The following is a 20,196-nucleotide window of genomic DNA, read 5'->3' as shown; positions in this document are numbered from 1 at the left end:
GATCAGCTTCCGGTCGGCAGCCGGGCGGCCTGCAACGGCGGGAAGGCGCCGCGCAGCAGGCCGCCGAAGACGCCCAGCCGCTGGATGTTGCTGGTGCCCTCCATGTACTCCACCGAACCGGCGTCGCGGACCAGCTTGTCCAGCAGCGGGTGTTCCAGCCGGGCCCCGGGGCCGAAGAAGTCGAGGGCCGCCAGCGTCACGCGTTCGGCCAGCCGCGCCGAGGTGGCCTTCGCCGCCGACGCGAGATGCCCGGCGGACGGATCGTGGTCGACCGCGGCGGCCGCGGCGCGCAGCATCCGCCGGGTGGTGGCGATGGCCCGCTCCATCCGCTCCAGGCGCAGCCGCTCGGTGGCCCGCAACGAGCTGCGCTCGGCCAGCACGTACTCGTAGGCGGCGCGGGCGACGCCGACCCCCATGACCGCCACCGCGGGGCGCAGCAGATTGAACGTGCGCAGCCAGGCGGCCATCCCGCGCCGGCTGGGCCGCAGGTGGGCGCCGAGCACCCGGTCGGGCGGCAGCTCGACGTCGTCGAGGGTGATCTCGCCGAGCCCGGCCCCGCGTACGCCGATGGTCCGCACCGGGGTGGTGGCGAACCCCGGGGCGGTCGCGTCGACCAGCGTGGCCGCGAACCCCAGCGGACCGGGCCCGGTCCGGGCGAAGACGACGCCGAACTCGGCCCGTCCCGCGTTGCCCACGTAGCGCTTGACGCCGTTGAGTCGGGCCGGGCCGTCCGGGTCGGCGGACGGCGTCAGCCTGGTCGCCATGTTCGCGGCGTCCGAGCCGTGCTCGGGCTCGGAGAGGGCGAAGAACGTCCAGGTCGGACGGACCAGCAGCCGACCGAAGAACCACTCCTTCTGCTCCTGGCTGCCCAGCGCGTCCACCACGACGCCGCTCATGGGACCGCCCGGCGAGCCGAGCATCATGCCCAGGTCGGCGCAGGCCCCCTCCTCGAAGAAGACCACCCGCTCGGACGCGCTCATGAGGTAGTAGGTCTGGTCGCCGAGCACCAGCGGTTCCGGGTTGAACTCCGGCGGGATCTGCAGGGCGGCCACCCGGGCCAGCGCCGGCAGGTGCGCCACCCGGGCGACCGCGTCCGGGTCCCGGTCCACCTCGAGGGCGTACGGACGCATCTCCGCAGCCCATTCCCGGGCCTGGGCCTGCAACCGGCGAAGCCGCGGTTCGAGCTCGGTCATTCGTCGAACCCCCCTGGCGTCGACCCGGCCCCGGCGCGGTAGGCGTCGGCGAGCAGTTCGGACACGTACACCGCGCTGCCCGGACCGCCCTCGACGTAGCCGTGTGCGCCGAGCAGCCGGACCCCGGCCCGGTCGACGGCGGTGATCTGCGCGTGCAGGTCGGCGACGGCCGGGGCGTCGAGGCCGTCGGGCCCGGCGCCTTCGAGCGCGCAGCGCACCTGCAACTGCTCCATGACGACGTCGGCGACCGCGCTCTTCACCACGCTGTGCTGCAACAGCACCACGTCGCCGGTGTACCGCCGGTCGAGGTAGCGCAGCGCGCCCTCGAGCAGCCGGTAGGACAGGCCGAGGCGCAGCCCGGCCAGCGCGGTGGCCCACGACCGCGCCTCCGCCACCCGGACGGCGGTCACCGGCCGGCGGGCCCGCAACCCGGTCAGGCCGGGTACGCCGGTGTCCAGGCGCTCGACGGTGTCGTCCGGGGCCCATTCCCACTCGCCCTGGCGCAGTCGGTCCGCGGTCGCGGCCAGCTCGTCGGGCACCAGCCCGTGACCGGCCGGACCGAGGACCACGACCCCCGGATCGACGGCGGCGTGCAGCGCGGTGAGCGCCGCCGGCCAGCCGCTCGCGTGCGCGACGGCGAGCATCGACGGCCACGCCGCGCCAAGGGCCGTGCCTGTTCTGGTCATGGCTGCTTCTCCTGCTCCTCGGAGTCGGCGATGTGCGCGCCGTCGGCGCCGGGCTCGGCGGGGCCGGGCTCAACGGTGATCGCGCAGTGGGCGAACTGGCCCAGCCCGGGGTCGTAGTCGGCGAGCAGCACCCGGCGGCCCGTGCGACGCCAGCCGTCCCACTCGGCGGCGAGCACGGACCAGATGCCGCTGGCCGGGCGTCCGGCGGGCACCGCGACGGTGCCCGCCGGGAGCCGGTCGCCGCAGGCGGCCACCAGGCCGGGCCCGGCCAGCGCGGTGACCGCCCCGGGTTGCTCCCCGGCCAGCAGCGCCGACCAGCAGGCCGCCACCTCGTCGGGCGGCACGGGGTACGGTTGCGCCGTCTCGACGCGGTGCGCCGCGTCGGCGTCCAGGACCAGCACGGTCACCGCGTCCTCGGCGACCCGCAGGTGCGCCGGCACCGGTTCGGTGTGCAGCACGCTGGCCTGGTCCAGGGCGAACACCAGGATCCGGCGGGCGTCCAGCCGGCTGCGGTTCTCGGCCAGCCACAGCGCGGTGAACACCCCGATCAGGCCCAGGTCGGCGACGCCGAAGACCAGCCCGACGTCCGGGACGGCCGAGTCGAGGAAGCACATCGGGAAGCCGGGCTCGGCGTCCGGCGCCGCGCTGGCCATGACGGCGAGGTCGAACCGGTTGCCATGGCCGTCCAGGTCGGGCAGCACGGCCGCGACCAGGTCGGTGAACGACACCCGCCCGGCCGCCAGCCCCTCCTGGTCGGCCGCCAGCCCGAAGGTGCCGTACAGGTCGCGGAAGTAGTCGTGGTCGTGCGGGCGGAACTCGCGCCGGTCGATCCCGGTGCGCTGGGCGACCGCGGCCAGGCGCAGTTCCCGCGGCCCGGCCCGGCCGTTTTCGGCCGGTCGGGAAACCGTGATGTACATGCCGGTGGCTCCTCCTGCGGGCTCGATCGGGTCGGTGCGGCGGCGACCGGGCTCAGTGCTCGAGGACCATGGCCGAGAAGGTCGCTCCCAGCCCCACCGAGGTCATCAGGTAGCGGTCGCCGGGCCGCAGCCGTCCGGCGTCGACCGCGGTCCGGTAGTTGATGAAGCTGTCGGCCCCGAAGCAGTGCCCGCAGCCGGCCAGGTTGTCCATGAACAGCCGATCGGCGCCGCGCACGCCGAGCAGCCGCAGCACCCGCAGCCACGACATCCGGTTGACGTTGTGCGGCAGGATCAGCGCGATGTCGTCGAGGTCGAGCCCGGCGCTGCGCACCGCGGCGTCGATCACCTCGGCCAGCAGCGCCGGGTACTCGTCGTGGAACGCCGCGGTCAGCTCCTCGTCGAGCCAGGCGCCGCGGTGGAACTTCCCGCAGGTGCGGGTCGCGTAGGACAGCATCCGGTCCCGATCCCCGCCGGCCGCGACCAGGACCGCCGCCGCGCCCTCGCCCATGACGCCGGTGTCGGCCAACACCTTGGCCGCCGTGGTGAACGCCTTTTCCCCGGCCACCAGCAGGGCCAACGCCTGCGGATCGGGGTCCGCGGCCAGCAGCTCTCCGGCCACCTCGACGGCCAGCAGCCCGGAGGCGCAGGCGTGCTGGGTGAGACAGATCGCGGTGGTTCCCTCCAGCCCCAGCCGCCGGCACGCCTCGGCGAGCGGGTTGACCGGGTGCGGGGCGACCACCGGCATGGTCCGCGCCTGGATCACGTAGCGGATCCGCGGCCGGTACGCGGCGAAGTCGGGCAGCCCGTTGACCGCCGCGACCAGCAGGTCGGCCGGACCGGCCGCCGGATCGAGCGGGATCCGGTCGAACCCGAAGAATCGCTCGTACATTCGTACCCGCGGCTCGGGGATGCCGTGCTCGCGCAGGAACGCGCCCACCGGCACCGTCGCCTCCGGGATGTGGCTCGCCACCGCGACCAGCGACGTCATCGCGGACCGCCGGAAAGCGGGGCGTCGACCATGGTCACCGGGCGCATCCGGCGCACCCGGCGAACGGCGATCACCACCACGGCCAGGCCGACCACGTTGCCCACGGCGGCGGTCGCGTAGAGCGCCGTCGGGTCGTCGAGGGCCCGCGCCAGCACCCCGCCGATGACGACGATCTCGGCGAAGTAGATGACGTTGAGCAGCAGGGCGAGCGTGCCGTTGCCGATGTGCTCCAGGAACGTCAGCGAGGCCAGCACCGGTCCCTGCGCCACGTAGGTCAGGGCGACCACGCCGATGTAGAGCCCGACCGCGGCGACCACTCTCGGGTCGTCGGAGACGATCCGCCCGACCGTGTCGCGCAGCAGCCAGATGACCGCCGCCACCACCGCGTAGAAGACGAAGGTGAGCTCCAGCCCGGCGCGCAGGATCTGCTCCGCCCGGTCCACCGAGCCCGCGCCGCGCCGTTGGTTGATCACGATCGCGGTCGCCCCGCCGAGCTGGATGCCCGGGATGATGATCAACGCCTGGAGCGTGGACGCCGCGGCGTAGCCCGAGATCGTGTCCGGGCCGAAGGGCGTCAGCACCCACAACATGCCCACGTTGAACAGCGAGATCAGCACGTAGGACAGGGCGACCGGCAGCCCGACGCCCCGCAGGAAGCCGGCGACCTCGCCGCGCACCGGCACTCCGGTGAGACGCCCCCACAGCCGGTGGCGACGCATGAGCCACAGGCCGGGGACCGCCGCGGCAGCGCTCGCCACCGTGGTCGCGATCGGCACGCTGAACAGCCCCAGCCCGGTGCCGAAGCCGAGCAGGCCGACGAGGGCGAACTCGACCGCCGCGCTGGTGAGGGTGACCACCGCGGCCGCCCGCGCGTGCCCGAACCCGCGCAGCGCCGCCGAGCACAGCGCCGGCAGCACCACGGTCAGGCTGGCCAGCGACGTCCAGCGCAGGAACCGGACGAACTCGGCCCGCTCGGCCTCCGGCACGTCCAGCAGCGCGCCCAGCGCGGGGGAGCCGAGGTAGAGCACCAGGCACAGCACGACCCCGGTGACCACGAACACCCGCAACAGCGCCACCGCGGTCGGAACCAGGTCCTCCGGTCGTTCGCGTCCCCTGCTGATCGACGCCATGACCTGGTAGGTGATGGCGAACGCCGTGCTCATGGCGACGAACAGCAGCAGGATCGGCATGGTCAACGACCGGATGTAGAGCGCCTCGTTGCTGACCCGGCCGAGCAGCGCCACCACACCGATGATCTCGACGAACAGCACGACGTCGGCGATCGTCATCGGCAGCGCCAGCCCGGCGATGGCGCGTCGGGTCTCGGACCGGTCGGCCGCGACCAAGCCGCTGCGGTCGGCCATGCTACTCCTGCTCCTCGGCCTGACCGGCCACGTACTCGGTGAGCGTCCCGATCGTCTCGAAGTGACGCGGCTCGAACGTGTCCGGGTCGAACTCGACCCCGAACTCGTCCTCCAGCTTCATCAGCAGCTCAAGGATGCTCGTCGAGTCCAGCCCGAGGTCGTCGACGATGCGCTTGTCCGCGCTCAGCGCGCCGGCGTCGCGTCGGATCATCTCCGCGAGCGTGTCGACCACACGGGTGTGCGCCTGCGTCAGAGCGGCTTCGGTGTTCGTCATGCCTGTGCCTTTCCGTAAGGAGGGTTCAGGGGGTGGAGGCGGAGGACGCCACGGACGCCGGCTCGTACAGGCGCTGCCGGTCGACGATGTCGGCGGGCCGGTCCCGATCCCTGATCAGGTACGGCCGCCCGGCGTCGACCAGCACCTCGGCCGGATGGCCGTGGCTGAGGAACAGCACCGGTGAGGCGGTGGGCCCGTAGGCGCCCGAGCGCAGCACCCCGAGCAGGTCGCCGGGGCGCAGCGGCGGCAGCGGCGTGTGCGTGGCCAGGGTGTCGTTCGGGGTGCACAACAGGCCGGTGACCCGCCAGTTCGGGGCCGGTTCGGTCGCCTCCCGGCCGAGCAGCCGGATCGGGAAGTCCCGCTTGACGAACGAGCCGACGCCGACCGCCGCCATGTGGTGGTGGGTCCCGCCGTCGGTCACCGCGAACCACTCGCCCATGGACTCCTTGACCTGGCGGACCCGCACCAGATAGGTGCCCGACTCGGCGGTGAGGAAGCGGCCGAGCTCGGTGAACAGCCGGGTCCGCGGGTGCCGGGCCCGGAAGGCCGCGAACGCCGGGTTGACCAGGTCGGCGAGCCGGCGCAGGTCCAGGTCGCGCTCGCCGTCGAAGTAGGCGACCCCGAGGCCGCCGCCCACGTCCACCGTCTCCAGCTCGAAGCCCAGCCGCTCGGCGACCCGCTCGGCCAGGTCGAGGATGCGGGTGGTGTTCTCGGCGGCCACCTCCTCGGCCAGGATGCGGGTTCCCATGTAGACGTGCACGCCGGTCAGCCGGACGTTGCGCAACCCGGCCACCCGCGCCGCAGCCTCCAGCGCCTGTTCCTCGTCGATGCCGAACTGCCGTGGCTTGCCGCTCATCGTCAGCCGGGAGCCCTTGACGGTGAAGGACGGATTAATCCGTAGCGCGACCCGGGCGACGGTGTCGCGCCGGGCCGCGAGCGCGTCGATCTCGGCCAGCTCGCCCCACGACTCGCAGACGATGGCGTGCACCCCGGCGGCCAGGCAGGCGTCGATCTCCTGGACGGACTTGCCCGGTCCGAGGAAGATGGTGTCCTGCGGGGCGACCCCGGCGCGGCCGGCGATCAGCAGCTCGGCCAGGGACGACACCTCGGCTCCGGCCCCGAGCGACCGCAGGACCGCGCAGATCGACACGTTGGGGTTCGCCTTCAGGGAGAACAGGATCCCCACGTCGGGGTGCAGCACCTCGCGCAGTTGCCGATAGCGCTCGCGCAGCACGTCGGCGTCGTAGACGTACAGCGGCGTGCCGAACTCGCGGGCCAGGTCGGTGACGGCCAGACCGCCGATGGTGTCGGTCATGCCGCACCGCCGACCAGCTCGGCGAGGCGCTCGCCCACCCGCCGGTCCAGCTCGGCGACCTCGTCGGCCGAGCGACCGATGACCATGCCGTAGAGCCGGCCGTCGAACGTCGGGCGGGCCGCCTCGTCGTGGCCGTCGCCGGGTGAGGGGGCGGCTGCGTTCATGGTGGCGAAGTTGTTCACCAGGAAGCCTGCGCCGGTCCGGCGCTCGAACCGCAGTTCGCCCAGCGCCGACCGCAGCCGGTGGAAGGCCACCGGCCGGCGCAGCCGCAGCGGGTAGTGCCGGGCCAGCGCGACCGCGTCCGGCGAGATCAGCCGCTCCTGGATGCCCACCTGGTAGGTCGACATGTTGTTCCGGGCGTTGATCTCCACCAACGGGTAGAGCCGGCCGTCGGGGTCGATCATGGCGTCGATCCCGGCCACGCCGAAGTACCCGTCGCGGTGCAGGCGCGCGCCGACCGCGGCGGCGACCTCGGCCAGTTCGGCGGCCTGTGCCCCGGACAACCGGGCCGGGATGCGGTGACCCTTGTGGATCCCGCCCTCGGTGATCGCCTCCTTGACGAAGTCGAGGTGGACGGCCCCGTCGCGGCCGACCGTCACCTGGTAGTTGAGGTCGGTCTCCTTGGCCACCCACTCCTCGACGACGACGTCGGCCCGGCTGGAACCGGCCCGTCGTTCCCGGGCCAGGATCATCCGGCACAGCCGCTCGAACCGCCGGACGTCGTCCACCAGGGTGATGCCCCGGCCGGACACCCCGAGGGCGTCCTTCACCGCGAACCGGCGGCCGGCGGCGAGCAGGTCGGCGACCGGGCCGGCGATCTCCTCCAGCTCGTCGAGGGTGTCGCACGCCCAGCCCGTCGGCTGGCGCAGTCCCAGCTCGTCGCCGATGCGCCGGCTGTAGATCTTGCTGTTCACCCGGATGCACAGCCGGGCGTCCGGTGCGCACAGGGGCAGGCCGGCGGCCTCGGCCAGCTTCTCCTCCACCGCGGAGACACCGTGCGGCCACAGCCGGGCGCCGTCGGCGGCGAGCAGGCGCAGCTCGTCGACCAGCCGGGAGTCGGCCAGCGCGTCCTCGGTGACGGTCTGCTGGGCATCCTGGGTGCCGCAGGCCAGCACCCGCGGCACCGGGAGCTCGAGCTCGTGCAGGTAGGCCAGGTAGTCCGGGTCCGGGGCCGCCTTGAGGACCACGGTGTCGCCCGCGTCGCCGAGCAGCAGCGCGAACTCGTCCATCCGGTTCACCACGGCACGGCTGCCGGCCGAGGACAGCCGCGGCAGGCCCGGCTGTTCCCGGGCCCACTGGTCCTCGACCTCGAAGTTGCCGAGCAGCACCAGTGGCCCGGGCGCACCGAGCGCGGACCGAATCCGTCCGAGGAAATCTGGTGGAGTCTGCGCCACGTGTCCCGTCCCGTCTGCGTTCAAGCTGCCGGATGACGCCGATCAACATAGGCACCCGGTGTGAGCCGGGGTAAGGACGGGAAGCGCGCACTTCCGAACCCGGCTGATCGGGTATGGCCGCCGGTCGCGCCGGACCATCGCCCGAATGTGTGCCCCGCACGACCGGGGGCGATCTCGCCAGCGCTGCGTAGCATGGCCGGGGAAGAATCGAGCCAATTGGTTCGAGGCTTGCCCGGGATGCCCGAAGCGGCGTCCTCACCGGCCACGGGTGCCTAAAGGCGATACCGATTCCTCGTATCCGGGCGGTCGGCGCACAACCACCAACCGGACGCGGGAGCAATTTCTATGAACGATTCGGAGAAACGTCGCCTTCGGCACGCGCTGGTCCGCGCGAACATTGCCATTCGTGCTGGACGCCCGCTCTACCCCGAGTACAACAATGTGTTCCTGCGCACCTATCCGGTGACCTTCGGCGTCCCGCGCAGCGAGTACCAGATGTATCAGTTCTGGTTCCGCACCCGAGGCTGCACGTACGACCGGGCCGGCCAGTGCAGCATGTGCAACTACGGCATCGGCCCGGAAATCCGCCCGGAGGTCGTCGCACATTCGGTCGAGCGCAAACTGGCCACTGTTCCCGAGGCCGCCTGCCTGTATCTCTCGCCGTCCGGGAGCCTGCTCGACGAGCGGGAGGTGCCTGCGGAGATGCGGGACCGGCTGCTGCGCGCAGCAGCCGCGCGACACCCGGCCACGTTCGCGTTCGAGAGCCGCCCCGAGGTCTGCGACCGCGACAAGCTCGACCGGCTGCGGCGGCACTTCCCCGCCGGCACGCGGCTGGTGTGCCAGATCGGCGTCGAGTCGTGGGATCCGCAGGTGCGCTCCATGTGCCACCTCAAGCCGACCCGCCAGCAGGCCTACCTGGACACCGCGGGCACGCTGCTCGACCTGGGCTTCGACCCGATCGCCAACATCACCCTCGGCGGCCTGGGCCTGTCCCCGAGGGAAGCCTACCTGGACACGCTGGCCGGGGTGCGCGGCGCGCGGGCGGCCGGGTACCGCACCCAGATGGTCTTCCCGCTGAGCGCGAAGGCCGGCACCCTGCTCGGTTGGGCGCACGATCAGGGGCTGTGGGAACCGCCGACGCTGTGGATGCTGGTCCGGCTGCTCGCCGCGTGCGCCGACGACGCCATCGGCCCCGACGGCTGCGGCGACCTCGACATCTCCTGGTTCAACCCACAGCTGGACGACGTCGTGCAGTCCCGGCCGGACAGCTGTGAGCTGTGCCGTCCGGTGTTGGTCGAGGCGCTGTCGGCATTCCGGCTGCACCCCCGGGCCGATGCGCTGGCCCCGGCGATGGCGTGGGACGGCTGCCCGTGCCCGGCCCGGACCGACCGGCTGCTGGCCGACCCCGACCCACTGGGCTACCTCGATCGGCTGGTCGAGGTAGCCGACCGCTGGGCCGGGCAGGGCGACGTGTCGGACCGTCACGGGCTCGGCGTCGGCTGACCGGGCGCAAGCCCGTGTCGCGCCGCCGGACAGCGCGGCAGGCCGACGCCCGGAGCCGCGACCGTCCGGCGCCGTGGAATCCATCGCCACCGCAAGGGCCGCCCCGTGCCCACGCCACGAGGTGGGGGCCAGGCAGTAGACCGCCTGCGGTGCCCGCTCGGCCACCAGGTCGCCGCCCGGCCGGCGGCGTCGCCTTGACCCTCGACCATGCGCCGCGCCGGCCGCTGCCCACCGCCGTCCGAACGATCATGGAACCTGACCCACAAGAACGTCGGTAGCTCCGGATGAACCACGCAGCCACCAATCCCGATCAGCCGAAACGCCTCGAAACATGCCGGCAGGGGACACCGCGGGCGCACCCGGTCACCCCGCCCAGGTGGTCATCATGCTCGAAATCCGGAACGTTACCCAAAACAGTGACAACAGTCAATTAATATCCCGAGCCTCAAGATCTATCCACCCACTCAGCCGTTTCACATGAGCCAACTGTTGACCAACGGCCCCGTGGAGGGTTGTCTATATAGGACAGAAGCTCGCCGACCGCCGCACGCCACAGCGGGGGAAACCGTGGTCGGCTGGTGACGAAGGGGGATCCGCAGTGGATTTCGAAAGTCTGCCTTCCTTCGGAGGGCTCAGCAGCGAAGACTCGGGACACCGATCACGGTTCGGCAACACCGCATACGGTCCCGCAACCGCGCTGCCGCTCCCGCCGTTCTCTCCGCACCCAGTTGGCGACCAGCCCCGGCCGAACCGCGGCCTGAAGGGAATTCGCGAGCGATGACCCAGATCGGATCGCGGGAAGTGCCGGTCGACCTCCACCTCACCGTCGCCGTCTGCGCCAGCAATGAGCTCGTGCGCCGCGGCCTGGACTCCATACTGGACGACCTCGCCATCGTCGAAAACGATATCTACTGCGAGAGCTGGGAACAGGCCTGCCAGCTCATGTCGACCACGCCGGTCGACATTCTGATCATCGCGGAGGCCGGCTACGGCAGCTGCCAGCTCCCGGACGGCGTCCAGACCAAGGTCCTCGTCCTGGTCGACGCGACCGACCTGCGCACCGCGCTCAAGGACGCGCCCCCGTGGGCCCACGGCTTCCTGGCCCGCCAGGACCTGACCCCCACCAGCATCGACGAGGCGGTCCGCCGGGTGGCCGTCGGCAAGAGCCAGATCCCGGCCCGACTCGCAAGCGAACTGATCCGGCGCGCGGCGGCTCCGCTGCCCGCCCGCGCAGCCCGACTGGCCAAGCTGACCAGCCGGGAGAGCGAGACCCTGGCGCTGCTCGCCGACGGGCTCAGCAACAAGCAGATCGCCCGCCGACTGAGCATCTCCGACCACGGAGCGAAACGCCTGGTGGCAAGCCTGCTGCTCAAGCTCGGCTCGCCGAACAGGACGATGGCCGTGGTCACCGCGATCAAATCGGGGCTGATCGAACCGTCCCTGCTGTGAACGCTCCAGTCGCACCGCGTCGCCTGTGTGAGCGCTCACCCTCGACGAAGCCGACGGTCCGCCGAGCATTCGGGCCACCGGCGCGAGCGGACCCACGGCACGTCCGGCTTGCGCGGCAGAGATCCCTGCTCGACCCGATCCCGTCGGGCTGTCGGCAGGTCTGCCGTGGGCCTTGTCGGTAACCGTCCGGGTTGAGGCCCCCCGTGCGGTGTGGACCTCGCTGGGTTTGCATGGAGTCTCCGACAACGTGCAAACACCAGCGAGGTCACGCTCAGTATGCGACCGGCGCAGACTGAGCTGGGCGCGGCGGGTGTTGTTCCAGCGTCGACCGGGAGTCCTCCATCAGCCTGTCGTCAGCGGAGCCGGCCGTCGTGGACGAGCAGGGCGATCTGGGTACGGTCGTCGAGATCCAGCTTGGTCAGGAAGTGCGAGACGTGGGCCTTCACCGTCGGGGGGAGTGGCTGACCCCCCGCCCGCCGACACCCGCCACGCCGCCGTGCTCGGCGCGCGCGGACCACCGGCGCTGCTCGCGGTCAGGCGTGTCGGGGCCGATCCCCGGTCCAGGCCGCTTCGAGGATCGCGGTCAGGCTGGCGGTGTCGGTCGGGCCCGGATGGTTCTGGATCAAGCGGGTGACGCCGCTGGCCATCTCCGCGAAGCGCGGGAGGTCGGCGCGGGCCACGCCGATGTCCGCCAAGGTCGGCGGGATGCCGATGTCGGCAAGGAGCCCGTCGAGCCAGGTGAGGAACGCGTCTGCGGCCTCGGCATCCGAGGCGTCGGCCACGTCGAGCCCGCACACCCCGGCGAGGACGGCCAACCGGTCGCTGATGGCGTCCCTGGCCGCGTCCAGCGCGTAGGGCAGCAGCAGCCCGACGCCCAGGCCGTGCGGCGTGTGCGTGGCCGCGCCGATGGGGTACTGGAGAGCGTGCGGGGCCGCGTTGCCCGCGTGGGAGAAGGCGAGCCCGGCGAGCATGGACCCATAGGACATGTCCGCGCGCGCGTCCGTGTCGCCCCCGTCCCTGACCGCACGCCGCAGGCTACGGGCGATCCGCTCCGCGGCCAGGAGCGCGTAGTGGTCGGTGATCGGGTTGCGGCCGAGGAACACCTGCTCCACCGGGTCGCGCGGTCCGAGGGCCCGGGGTCGCGCGGTGTAGCTCTCCACCGCGTGACAGAACGCGTCGATGCCGGAGTGGGCGGTGACGGTCGCGGGGCAGGTGTAGGTGAGTTCGGGGTCGACGATGGCGAAGTCGGGCACGATGTGGACGCTGGAGACCCCCACCTTCAGCTCGCGGTCCGGATCGGTCAACACCGAGACGGGCGTGAGCTCGGAGCCGGTGCCTGACGTCGTCGGGACCGCGACGAGAGGAAAGGTCGGCCCCGGCACCTTCGACTCGCCGTAGAAGTCGCGGGGCGTCCCACCGTGGCGTCGGATGACGCCGACGATCTTGGCGAGGTCGATCACCGTGCCACCCCCGATGGCGAGGATCACGTCGGCGTCCACCTTCGCGGCGGCCGAGACGGCCAGGTCGACGTCGGCGAGCGGCACGTCCGGGGTCGCGTCGGCGAACACCTCGACGGCCTCGACCCTCTCCCGCACGGCGGCCACGATCCCGGCCACGCCCGGCTGCCCGAGAAGAACCCGGTCGGTCACGATGAGGACGCGCGAGCCACTCTCGGCCACCACCCGTGGGATGTTCTGCGCGACCCCTTCGCCCACTATCAGCTGGCGTGGTCCGCGGACGGTCTCAAGCATGTCGGTGCCTCTCCGGAACGTCGGCGGCGATGTGCTGGGCGGACGTCCGGGTCGCCTGCGGGACCGGGACGGCGTCGGCGGGGCGGGCCGCCCGGGTGGCGCGGGCGCGTGCGCCGGGCGACCGGAACAGCGGCCCGGTCACGGCAGGTCGATCGCCGCGTAGGTGAGGTCGAGGTATTCGAGGATGCCCTCGTGCGACCCCTCCTTGCCGATCCCGGACTGCTTCACGCCCCCGAACGGAGCCGACGGGTCCGAGATCAGACCACGGTTGATGCCGACCATCCCCGTGTCCAGCCCCTCGGCGAACCGGAGCGCCCGCTGCAGGTCACGGGTGAAGACGTATCCGACCAGGCCGTGCTCGGTGTCGTTGGCCTTCGCCAGCACCTCGTCGTCGGACGTGAACGAGATGATCGGCGCCACCGGGCCGAAGATCTCCGCCCGCAGCATCCGCGCGTCGTCGGGCACGTCGACGAGGACGGTGGGCGGGTAGAAGTGCCCCGGCCCGTCCGGACGCGCGCCGCCCACCAGCACCCGGGCGCCGCGCTCGACCGCGTCGGCGACGAGCCCGTCGATCGCGGAGACCGAGGCGTCGTCGATCAACGCACCGACGTCCACGCCGTCGTCGAGACCATGGCCCACCGACAGCGCGCCCATCCGCTCGGCGAAGCGCGCCGTGAACTCCTCGCGCACCGGCTCCTCGACGTAGATCCGGTTGGCCGCGATGCAGGACTCCCCGATGTTGCGCATCTTGGCCACCATGGCGCCGTCGAGCGCGACGTCCAGGTCGGCGTCGGCGCACACGATCAGGGCCGCGTTCCCGCCCAGTTCCATCGAGGTACGCAGCACGTTGTCCGCAGCCTGCCGGAGCAGCACGCGCCCGACCTCGGTCGACCCGGTGAACGACAGCTTGCGGGTGCGACTGTCGGCCAGCAGCGCGGAGACCACCTCGCCGGAGCGCTTGGTGGTCACCACGTTGACGACGCCCGGGGGCACGCCGACCTCCTCCATGATGCGGGCCAGGAGCAGCATGGTCAGCGGCGTCTGGGCCGCCGGCTTGGTGATCGTCGTGCAGCCCGCAGCCAGCGCGGGAGCGATCTTGCGGGCGCCCATGGCCAGCGGAAAGTTCCAGGGCGTCACGAAGACGCACGGTCCGACCGGCTTCGGCACGGTGAGGATGCGATATCCGCCCGCGGGAGCGGTGCTGTAGCGCCCCTCGACGCGCACCGCCTCCTCGGCGAACCACCGGAAGAACTCGGCGCCGTAGGCCACCTCTGCCCGGGCCTCGGCGAGCGGCTTGCCCATCTCGAGCGTTATCAGCCGGGCGACCTCCTCGGACCGGCCGGTCAGCGCCCGGTACGTCGCGGTCAACAACTCCGACCGTCTCCGCGGCGGGGTCGCCGCCCACTCGGCCATTGCCTTGCTGGCCGCGTCCAGGGCGGCGAGCCCGTCGACGACGTCGGCATCCGCCACCTCGGCGATGGCCCTGCCGGTGGCCGGGTCCTCGACGGCGAAGGTGGCGCCGCTCGTGGCGTCGCGCCAGGCGTCGCCGATCCGCAGCCGCCGGTGCTCGGGGGCCAGGACGGTCATCGGGTCACTCATTGCGTCGCCTCCTGTGATGTTCTTGGTGATGTCCGGCGTGCCTCAGCGACCGCGCCGTGCGCGTGGACGGACGCCGCACCCGCCCTCGTCGGCGGCGCGGTCACCGCCCGGCCGCGGACAGCGACAGCCCGGTGCCCGCATCGAACAGGTGCGCACGGTCCAGGTCGACCGTGACAAGCAGCCGCTCGCCCGGCGTACCGGTGACGGTGGGGCGCGCCTTGACCTTGAGGATCTGCGTCCCCACCCGGACGTCGACCACCGTTCGGTCACCGAGCGGCTCAAGCCCGTAGAGCTCCCCCGACAACGACGCGTCTCCACGCTGCTCGACGGACAGGTCCTCCGCGCGCAGGCCCAGCAGCAGCGCACGACCGTCCTCGGCGGTGGCCCACCGGGGCCGCGGCAGCGTCCAGCCCTCCGCGCCGACCAGCCGGTCGCCCTCGGCGTGGCAGGCGAGCAGGCTGATCGGCTGGCTCCCGACGAATCCCGCGACCCACTGGTTGGCGGGACGCTCGTACACCTCGGTCGGCGTGCCGACCTGCTGCACCTTTCCCTCCTTGAGGACCGCGACCTGGTCGGCCATGGACAGGGCCTCGACCTGGTCGTTGGTCACGTAGACGAAGGTCGCCCCGAGGCTGCGGTGGATGCGGGTGAGCTCGGTGCGCATCTCGACGCGGAGCTTGAGGTCGAGGTTCGTCAGCGGCTCGTCCATGAGGAACGCGCGCGGGCGACGGACCAGCGCCCGGGCCAGGGCGACCCGCTGCATCTCGCCGCCCGACAGCTGCGCGGGTCGCCGCCGCAGCAGACGTTCGATGTGCAGCAGGCTCGACATCCGCTCGACGGCAGCGGCGATCTCGCTCGACGAACAGCGGCGCGCCCGCAGCGGCGAGGCGATGTTCTCGTACACCGTGTGTCGCGGGTAGAGGGCGTAGCTCTGGAAGACCATGGCCAGGTCGCGTGCGGCCGGGGTGTCACCGGTCGCGTCCCGGCCGTCCAGGTGCACCGTCCCGGCGTCGAGCTGCTCCAGGCCGGCGATCGCTCGCAGGGTCGTCGTCTTGCCTGCCCCGGAGGGCCCGAGCACGACGAAGAACGAGCCGTCCGGCACGTCCAGCGTCACCCCGTCCAGGGCCTGGACCTTGCCGAAGGACTTGCACAGCCCGTGCGCTGCCACGGTTCCCATCAGGCCACCAGCTCTTCCGTGCGCACGTCGTACACCGTCGGGGTCCCGCCGGTGTGCCGCAGCCCGACCGGTGCGTCAGCGGCGAACCGTACGGTCGGCGGCATCCGAACGCGCACGTCGCGTTGGCCGCCGTGGTCGACCACGTAGATGATCTCGTCGCCCAGCCACTCCGCCGAGACCACGCGGGCCGGGACGGAACGTTCCGCCCCCGGTGCGGTGACCTCCAGCGCCTCCGGCCGGACGCCTGCGACCAGGCGACGGTCGCGCGGCAGGCCCGGCGGTGGCGTGAGGACCAGTCCGCCCTGGCCGCGCAGCTTCCCGTCGGCCACCTCCACCTCGATGAGGTTCACCGGCGGGGAGCCGATGAACGCGGCGCAGAAGAGACTCGCGGGACGGTCGTAGACCTCCAGCGGCGTGCCGATCTGCTCGACGCGGCCCTTGTTGAGGATGGCGATCCGGTGGCCGAGCGACATCGCCTCGACCTGGTCGTGGGTGACGTAGACCATCGTCGTCCCCAGCTCTCCCTGCAGGTGCTTGATCTCCGTACGCATGTCCGCTCTCAGCTCCGCGTCCAGATTGGTGAGAGGTTCGTCCATGAGGAATGCGCGCGGCCGTCGCACCAGGGCGCGAGCGAGGGCGACGCGCTGCTGCTCCCCGCCGGAGAGCTGGCGCGGTCGCCGGTTCAGCAGCGGGCCGAGCCGCATCAGCCGGGCGGCCTCGTCGACTCGCTCGCGCACCTCCGACTTGGGCAGGCCCTCGGCCCGCAGCGGGAACGCCAGGTTGTCGCGGGTTCTCAGGTGTGGGTAGAGGGCGTAGAACTGGAACACCATGGCGATGTCGCGCTCGGCGGGCGGCAGGTCGTTGACCAGCGTGTCGCCGATGCGGATGTCGCCCGTCGTCTGCCTCTCCAGGCCGGCTATGGCCCGCAGCGTGGTCGTCTTGCCGCAGCCCGAGGGACCGAGCATCACGAACAGCTCGCCGTCGCCGATGGACAGGTCCACGTGTTCGACCGCGACCGTCCCGTCCGGGTAGCGCTTGTGCAGGGCGCTCACCTCGATGCCCGCCATCAGCGTCGCACCGCCCCGAGGGTCACGCCGGCGACGAGGTGCTTGCGCACCAGGTAGGCGAAGACGAGCACCGGCAGGGCGAACACCACGGAGGCGGCGGCCACGAGGCCCCAGTCGACGGTGGTGCCCCCGATGAGGCCGGCGATGGCGGGTGGGGCCGTCCGCACGTCGTCGCTCGACGTCAGGAAGATGGCGAACACGAACTCGTTCCACGAGAAGATGAGGGCGAAGACCGCCGTCGCGGCGATGCCGGGCACGAGCAGGGGAAGGGTGAATTTCCAGAACGCCTGGAGACGGGTGTAGCCGTCGAGCATGGCGGCGTCCTCGTACTCCGCGGGCACCTCGTCGATGAACCCCTTCATCATCCAGATCGTGAACGGGACGTTGTACGCGGCGTAGATGAGGATCAGGCCGAGCTTGCTGTCGATGAGTCCGACCTGGCGGTACATGAGGAAGATCGGGATCACGACCACCACGGGCGGCATGAAGCGGGTGGACAGGATGAAGAACAGCTGGTCCTTCTTGGCCTTCAGGGCGAAGCGCGAGTAGGCCCAGGCAGCCGGGACCCCCAGCACGGTGGCCAGCACGGTGGAGGCCCCGGCGACCAGGACGGAGTTGAGGAAGGAGGCGGACAGGGCCGAGCGACCGCCGCCGGGGGCGACGAACACGTCCCTGAAATGGTCCATGGTGACCGTGAAGCCGAAGAACTCGGCCGGGATGGCGTAGACGTCCCGGTTCTCCTTGATGGATGTCTCGATCATCCACAGCACCGGAAAGAGCATCACGACGGCCAGCACGGTCAGCAGCGCGACCTCCAGCACGGAGCGGCCCCGGCCGCCGCGGCGGCGCGCGGGAGGCCGGCGGTCCCGGGCGGGACCCGCGGACACGGCCTCGTCGACGGAGACGGCCATCAGCCCTCCTTGAGCTTGTTCAGGTAGCGCAGGTAGAGCTGCGTGAGGACGATGACGACGAGGACCATGAGGATCCCGTACGCCGAGGCGGTCCCGGTGTTGAAGCCCAGGAACGCGACCTTGTAGACGTGGAACGACAACGTCTCGGTGGAGACACCCGGGCCTCCGCTGGTGAGGATGTAGACGAGGTCGAACAGCCGGAACGCCTCGATGGCCCTGAACAACACGGCGATGAGGAGCAGCGGCCACACCAGCGGCAGGGTGATGGTGCGGAACCGGAACCACTCGGACGCCCGGTCGATCGAGGCGGCCTCGTACAGGTACTTGGGAACCGCGGTGAGGCCCGCGAGCGCGATGAGCATGATGAACGGCGTCCACTGCCAGGTGTCGACCACGATCAGGGAAGCCAGTGCCGTTCGCTGCCGGGTGAGCCACTCCACCTGCCCCAGACCGAGCGAGCCGAGCATGCTGTTGATCACGCCGAACTGCGCGTCGAGCATGAATCGCCAGAACAGGCCGACCACGACCGGCGACAGCATCATCGGCACCAGGAACAGCGTGGTCAGCAGTCCCCGCCCGTGCGTGCGCCGGCTGATCAGGTAGGCGATGGCGAAACCGAGCCCGGTCTGCAGGGCGACCGCGCCGACCACGTAGATCAACGTGGTCAGGGCCCGCTGGTGGACCTGCGCCGACGTCAGGATGGCGGTGTAGTTCCCGAACCCGACGAAACTGGCGGGCCCCCCACGGGTGGCCGAGTAGTCGGTGAAGGACAGGTACAACGCCCACACCAACGGGAACACCGACATGGCGAGCAACAGCAGCAGCGCGGGGGAGACGAAGGCCACGGCGAGCCCGCGGTCGCTCAGCCCGCGGGACCGGCCCGGTGCAGGCGGCGTCGCAGACGCCACCTGCCCGGGACGGTCGGTCGTCGCAGGTACGGGGTCACTCACAGTCCGCCGCCGCCCTTGCGACCGCTCGAGTCGAGCACGCCCTGCTGCTCCCTGGCGATGTCGTCGAGCGCGTCCTTCGGCTTCTTCGCGCCGTTGAGGGCCGCGTTCACGTTGGTGTTCTCGATGTCGACGAGGCGCGCGTACTCGGGCACGTTCCACATGTCCCGCATCCGCGGAACCGAGTCGGCGTACACCCGGTTGAACGGCCCGGCGTTGAGGAACTCCGGCGACTCCAGGGCGTCCGTGCGCGCTGGCACGCCACCGGCCGCGGCCCACTTCTTCTGGATGTCGGCCTGCTCGAACCACTTCATGAAGTTCAGGGCCTCCGCCTGGTTCGCCGCGGGGGAGTAGGCCGAGACGTGCATCCCCATGCCGCCGAGAGGGACCAGGTTCGTCTTCTGGCTCGGCAGGGTGGCGAAGCCCAGCTTGTCGAGGATCTGTTCCCGCGTGGCGCCGAGCGTCGACTGCTTCGGATCGAGCAGGCCGCCGCTCGCCGCGATCCAGTTGAACGCGATGCATGCCTTGCCCTGGGCGACCGCCGCGTTGACCTCGTCGATGAACCAGTTGCCGGAGCCCTTGGCGGTCAGCGGCTTCATCTTGTTGACCAGGACGTCCATCGCCTCCTGGCCCGCGGCGTCGTTGAGGACGCCCTCGATCTTGCGCGTCTTGGGGTCCCAGAGGTTGCCGCCGTAGACGCCGTTGACCGTGTTGTAGGTGACGGCCGCGGCGTCGGAGCCGTTGGCCTGGTGGAAGGCCAGCCCGCTGACGCCGGGGTTGTCCGCCTGGCACTTCTCGGCGACTGAGATCATCTCGTCCCAGGTCTGCGGTGGCTTGTCGCCGATCAGGTCCTTGCGGTAGATCATCGTCCAGGTGTCGCCGAGCAGCGGCAGCCCGTACAGGCTGGCGTTCTCGTCGCGCTTGCCGGTCTCCGCCTGCGGGAACTGGCCGTAGGCCGCCAGGAGGTACGGGTTGTAGGCGTTGACGTCGATGTTGTTCTTGACGAAGTCGGTGAGGTCGAGGATGTTGCCGTTCGTCACGGCCTCGCCGATGTGCTGCGAGTCCAGGATCGCGATGTCGAAGTCGGTCTTGCGCGCGGCGAACTGGGTGAACATCGCGTCGTGCCAGTTCGCGTTCGGCACAGTGTTGACCTTGATGGTCGCGTTCGGCCGCACCTTCTTGTACTCGGCGTTCGCGAAGGCTTCCAGCGCGTGGGCGGGAGGCCAGTCGAACCAGATGAAGCTGAGGGTCAGCGGGTCGTTGGTGAGTTCCGGGATGGTCGCCGGAGCCTTGGGGGCGCTCGCCTTCGCGTCGTCGCCCTGGCCATCGCCGCAGGCCGCCAGGGTGGTGGCGACCAGCAGCATGGCCGCCGTCGCCAGCCGCGCCTTTCGCCCGGGAACGGACAATCGTCCTGTCAGCTTCGGATGCCGCATCTTCTGGCCTGCTTTCTGGTGGGGGTGTGGAGCCTCGCTAGGTGCTTCGCCGAGCAGGTGCCGGGTCGTTCAGGCGTGTCGCCGGGCCGTCGCGGGGCCGACCCGCGGGGGTCGGCGTCGCGAGCGCGCCGGGACGCGCCGGGTCCTCGCGCCGTCGAGCGGCCCTCCGCCCATCCGGCCCGGTGACGGCCGGGGAGGGACGTCGAGCATGCTCATGGGAGCGATCAG

The 20,196-nt window shown here is 71.5% G+C and carries 17 protein-coding genes and 1 pseudogene; 2 read left to right on the top strand and 16 right to left on the bottom strand.

Translation table 11 applies throughout. The features are described from left to right. Positions 1 to 2: 2 nt before the first annotated feature. Genes ACFYWL_RS21265 through ACFYWL_RS21230 form a run of 8 tightly spaced genes read right to left on the bottom strand, consistent with a single transcriptional unit; the run spans position 3 to position 8,065 of the window. On the bottom strand, positions 3 to 1,193 hold the full coding sequence (locus ACFYWL_RS21265) for an acyl-CoA dehydrogenase family protein (RefSeq protein ID WP_386975228.1): 1,191 nt from the start codon (positions 1,191 to 1,193) through the stop codon (positions 3 to 5). Further along, positions 1,190 to 1,879 carry a hypothetical protein gene (locus ACFYWL_RS21260; protein ID WP_386975226.1) on the bottom strand — a complete coding sequence of 230 codons (690 nt, stop codon included), beginning with the start codon at positions 1,877 to 1,879 and terminating at the stop codon, positions 1,190 to 1,192. Before ACFYWL_RS21260 ends, ACFYWL_RS21265 begins: the two co-directional genes overlap by 4 nt. Continuing rightward, a complete protein-coding gene (locus tag ACFYWL_RS21255; RefSeq protein ID WP_386975224.1) occupies positions 1,876 to 2,796 on the bottom strand; it encodes a hypothetical protein in 921 nt (306 codons plus the stop codon). The genes ACFYWL_RS21260 and ACFYWL_RS21255 overlap by 4 nt, the downstream gene beginning before the upstream one ends. A gap of 52 nt (positions 2,797 to 2,848) precedes the next feature. After that, positions 2,849 to 3,784 (bottom strand): 3-oxoacyl-[acyl-carrier-protein] synthase III C-terminal domain-containing protein, encoded by a 936-nt coding sequence (locus ACFYWL_RS21250; RefSeq protein WP_386975222.1) that lies wholly within the window; start codon positions 3,782 to 3,784, stop codon positions 2,849 to 2,851. Continuing rightward, positions 3,781 to 5,148: an MATE family efflux transporter gene (locus tag ACFYWL_RS21245; RefSeq protein WP_386975220.1), complete on the bottom strand. Its 1,368-nt coding sequence runs from the start codon at positions 5,146 to 5,148 to the stop codon at positions 3,781 to 3,783. Before ACFYWL_RS21245 ends, ACFYWL_RS21250 begins: the two co-directional genes overlap by 4 nt. Before the next feature lies 1 nt (position 5,149). Next, a complete protein-coding gene (locus ACFYWL_RS21240; protein ID WP_386975218.1) occupies positions 5,150 to 5,422 on the bottom strand; it encodes an acyl carrier protein in 273 nt (90 codons plus the stop codon). 25 nt (positions 5,423 to 5,447) lie between these two features. Further along, on the bottom strand, positions 5,448 to 6,737 hold the full coding sequence (locus ACFYWL_RS21235; protein WP_386975216.1) for a type III PLP-dependent enzyme: 1,290 nt from the start codon (positions 6,735 to 6,737) through the stop codon (positions 5,448 to 5,450). Beyond that, positions 6,734 to 8,065 carry an ATP-grasp domain-containing protein gene (locus ACFYWL_RS21230; protein WP_386975214.1) on the bottom strand — a complete coding sequence of 444 codons (1,332 nt, stop codon included), beginning with the start codon at positions 8,063 to 8,065 and terminating at the stop codon, positions 6,734 to 6,736. The genes ACFYWL_RS21235 and ACFYWL_RS21230 overlap by 4 nt, the downstream gene beginning before the upstream one ends. Before the next feature lie 411 nt (positions 8,066 to 8,476). Between ACFYWL_RS21230 and ACFYWL_RS21225 the strand changes: the two genes are divergently transcribed. Both ACFYWL_RS21225 and ACFYWL_RS21220 read left to right on the top strand, forming a co-directional pair. Next, positions 8,477 to 9,634: a hypothetical protein gene (locus ACFYWL_RS21225; RefSeq protein ID WP_386975212.1), complete on the top strand. Its 1,158-nt coding sequence runs from the start codon at positions 8,477 to 8,479 to the stop codon at positions 9,632 to 9,634. Between the two features lie 777 nt (positions 9,635 to 10,411). Then, on the top strand, positions 10,412 to 11,083 hold the full coding sequence (locus ACFYWL_RS21220) for a LuxR C-terminal-related transcriptional regulator (RefSeq protein ID WP_386975210.1): 672 nt from the start codon (positions 10,412 to 10,414) through the stop codon (positions 11,081 to 11,083). Between the two features lie 353 nt (positions 11,084 to 11,436). Here ACFYWL_RS21220 and ACFYWL_RS21215 read toward each other — a convergent pair. The 8 genes and pseudogenes from ACFYWL_RS21215 to ACFYWL_RS21180 all read right to left on the bottom strand — a co-directional run. Further along, positions 11,437 to 11,532 (bottom strand): annotated as a pseudogene (locus tag ACFYWL_RS21215) (DNA-binding response regulator); the annotation flags it as partial. 84 nt (positions 11,533 to 11,616) lie between these two features. After that, the gene (locus ACFYWL_RS21210) at positions 11,617 to 12,834 is read right to left on the bottom strand and encodes an iron-containing alcohol dehydrogenase (RefSeq protein WP_386975208.1); all 1,218 of its coding nucleotides are present in this window, start codon (positions 12,832 to 12,834) and stop codon (positions 11,617 to 11,619) included. Between the two features lie 138 nt (positions 12,835 to 12,972). Then, positions 12,973 to 14,433 carry an NAD-dependent succinate-semialdehyde dehydrogenase gene (locus tag ACFYWL_RS21205; protein ID WP_386975206.1) on the bottom strand — a complete coding sequence of 487 codons (1,461 nt, stop codon included), beginning with the start codon at positions 14,431 to 14,433 and terminating at the stop codon, positions 12,973 to 12,975. 100 nt (positions 14,434 to 14,533) lie between these two features. Continuing rightward, positions 14,534 to 15,610 (bottom strand): ABC transporter ATP-binding protein, encoded by a 1,077-nt coding sequence (locus ACFYWL_RS21200; protein WP_386975204.1) that lies wholly within the window; start codon positions 15,608 to 15,610, stop codon positions 14,534 to 14,536. Continuing rightward, positions 15,610 to 16,677, bottom strand: a complete 1,068-nt coding sequence (locus ACFYWL_RS21195) for an ABC transporter ATP-binding protein (RefSeq protein ID WP_386975202.1) — start codon at positions 16,675 to 16,677, stop codon at positions 15,610 to 15,612. The genes ACFYWL_RS21200 and ACFYWL_RS21195 overlap by 1 nt, the downstream gene beginning before the upstream one ends. Continuing rightward, positions 16,677 to 17,588 carry a carbohydrate ABC transporter permease gene (locus ACFYWL_RS21190; protein WP_386975200.1) on the bottom strand — a complete coding sequence of 304 codons (912 nt, stop codon included), beginning with the start codon at positions 17,586 to 17,588 and terminating at the stop codon, positions 16,677 to 16,679. Before ACFYWL_RS21190 ends, ACFYWL_RS21195 begins: the two co-directional genes overlap by 1 nt. Next, the gene (locus ACFYWL_RS21185; protein WP_386975198.1) at positions 17,588 to 18,496 is read right to left on the bottom strand and encodes a carbohydrate ABC transporter permease; all 909 of its coding nucleotides are present in this window, start codon (positions 18,494 to 18,496) and stop codon (positions 17,588 to 17,590) included. The genes ACFYWL_RS21190 and ACFYWL_RS21185 overlap by 1 nt, the downstream gene beginning before the upstream one ends. A 38-nt stretch (positions 18,497 to 18,534) precedes the next feature. Then, a complete protein-coding gene (locus ACFYWL_RS21180) occupies positions 18,535 to 19,968 on the bottom strand; it encodes an extracellular solute-binding protein (RefSeq protein ID WP_386975196.1) in 1,434 nt (477 codons plus the stop codon). Positions 19,969 to 20,196 lie beyond the last annotated feature (228 nt).

This window comes from Micromonospora sp. NPDC002575, from assembly GCF_042889525.1.
Classification (GTDB): domain Bacteria; phylum Actinomycetota; class Actinomycetes; order Mycobacteriales; family Micromonosporaceae; genus Micromonospora; species Micromonospora carbonacea.
The sequence above is the reverse complement of the archived record's forward strand: the minus strand, read 5'-3'. Positions and strand labels throughout refer to the sequence as shown.

Bases quoted from the DNA above. Each gene is read 5' to 3' on its own strand.
- ACFYWL_RS21265 (WP_386975228.1), bottom strand. From the start codon at position 1,193: ATGACCGAGCTCGAACCGCGGCTTCGCCGGTTGCAGGCCCAGGCCCGG.
- ACFYWL_RS21260 (WP_386975226.1), bottom strand. From the start codon at position 1,879: ATGACCAGAACAGGCACGGCCCTTGGCGCGGCGTGGCCGTCGATGCTC.
- ACFYWL_RS21255 (WP_386975224.1), bottom strand. From the start codon at position 2,796: ATGTACATCACGGTTTCCCGACCGGCCGAAAACGGCCGGGCCGGGCCG.
- ACFYWL_RS21250 (WP_386975222.1), bottom strand. From the start codon at position 3,784: ATGACGTCGCTGGTCGCGGTGGCGAGCCACATCCCGGAGGCGACGGTG.
- ACFYWL_RS21245 (WP_386975220.1), bottom strand. From the start codon at position 5,148: ATGGCCGACCGCAGCGGCTTGGTCGCGGCCGACCGGTCCGAGACCCGA.
- ACFYWL_RS21240 (WP_386975218.1), bottom strand. From the start codon at position 5,422: ATGACGAACACCGAAGCCGCTCTGACGCAGGCGCACACCCGTGTGGTC.
- ACFYWL_RS21235 (WP_386975216.1), bottom strand. From the start codon at position 6,737: ATGACCGACACCATCGGCGGTCTGGCCGTCACCGACCTGGCCCGCGAG.
- ACFYWL_RS21225 (WP_386975212.1), top strand. From the start codon at position 8,477: ATGAACGATTCGGAGAAACGTCGCCTTCGGCACGCGCTGGTCCGCGCG.
- ACFYWL_RS21220 (WP_386975210.1), top strand. From the start codon at position 10,412: ATGACCCAGATCGGATCGCGGGAAGTGCCGGTCGACCTCCACCTCACC.
- ACFYWL_RS21210 (WP_386975208.1), bottom strand. From the start codon at position 12,834: ATGCTTGAGACCGTCCGCGGACCACGCCAGCTGATAGTGGGCGAAGGG.
- ACFYWL_RS21205 (WP_386975206.1), bottom strand. From the start codon at position 14,433: ATGAGTGACCCGATGACCGTCCTGGCCCCCGAGCACCGGCGGCTGCGG.
- ACFYWL_RS21200 (WP_386975204.1), bottom strand. From the start codon at position 15,610: ATGGGAACCGTGGCAGCGCACGGGCTGTGCAAGTCCTTCGGCAAGGTC.
- ACFYWL_RS21195 (WP_386975202.1), bottom strand. From the start codon at position 16,677: ATGGCGGGCATCGAGGTGAGCGCCCTGCACAAGCGCTACCCGGACGGG.
- ACFYWL_RS21190 (WP_386975200.1), bottom strand. From the start codon at position 17,588: ATGGCCGTCTCCGTCGACGAGGCCGTGTCCGCGGGTCCCGCCCGGGAC.
- ACFYWL_RS21180 (WP_386975196.1), bottom strand. From the start codon at position 19,968: ATGCGGCATCCGAAGCTGACAGGACGATTGTCCGTTCCCGGGCGAAAG.